Raw genomic sequence first — 915 nt, 5'->3', positions numbered from 1 at the left:
CATGGGGCGTCGCCGACGCCCTGCCGGGGGCCGCCGCAGCGACGGGTGACGACAGGCCGGACGCTGCGGCCGGGTGCGCCGCGCCGGGCGCGGGGGATGCGTGGATGGGGCTCATGCCAGGGAGGCCTCGTCGGCGAGCAGGTGGTCCAGGGTGTCGAGCAGCTCGAGCAGCGCCGGCGTGGCGGGAATGGCGTACTCGCCGCGCGCCGGCCCGTCGATGCCGCGCAGGAAGAAATACAGCGCGCCGCCGAGCTGGCGCGCGGGCTCGTAGGCCGCGCCCAGGCGCGCGCGCAGCAGGCGGTGCAATGCGAGCAGGTAGATCGCCGCCTGCACGTCGTAGCGGTGGTGTGCCATCGCCGCCTCGAGGGCCGCGTGGTCGTAGGCGGCGCCGTCCTGGCCCAGGCTGTTCGACTTGTAGTCCAGCACCCAGTAGCGCCCCTCGTGCTCGAAGACGAGGTCGGCGAAGCCCATCAGCATGCCGTGGAGCTCGCGCTGCGGCAGCGCGGGGCGGGGCTGGCCGTTCAGCAGCCGGCGCTGGCACAGCGCGTCCACCGCCTGCGCCTGCAGGTGCGCCGAGGGCAGCCAGAACTCCATCTCGGTGATCAGCACGCGCAGGTCCTGCAGCGCCGCGCCCAGGCTGGGCAGGCGCGCGGCGAGCAGGGCGCGCATCCACTCCACCAGCTCGTCGGCGCGTTCGCCATGGCCGGCACGCTCGCAGCGCCGCCGCAGCGCCGCCTCCATCCCCTCGTTGCCGGCGAGCGCGAAGCCCTCCGCGGCCAGCCATTCGAGCAGGTCGTGGAGGAAGTCGCCGGCGAGGGCGCCGCGCGGGAAGCGGTGCCAGGGCGGCGGGTCGATGGCGCGGCGGGCGAGGGCGGCGCCGGGTGTGCCGGGCAGGTCGAGTGCGCCTGCGGGCGC

Annotated in this window: 1 protein-coding gene; it reads right to left on the bottom strand. The window is 76.1% G+C overall.

The window, feature by feature from the left end:
- Positions 1 to 111 precede the first annotated feature (111 nt).
- The coding region (locus tag C667_RS23400) for a PD-(D/E)XK nuclease family protein (protein WP_004390576.1) at positions 112 to 915 on the bottom strand (804 nt) is incomplete at its 5' end.

Source organism: Thauera phenylacetica B4P (genome assembly GCF_000310225.1).
GTDB lineage: Bacteria > Pseudomonadota > Gammaproteobacteria > Burkholderiales > Rhodocyclaceae > Thauera > Thauera phenylacetica.
This window is presented reverse-complemented; position numbering and strand designations above follow the sequence as displayed.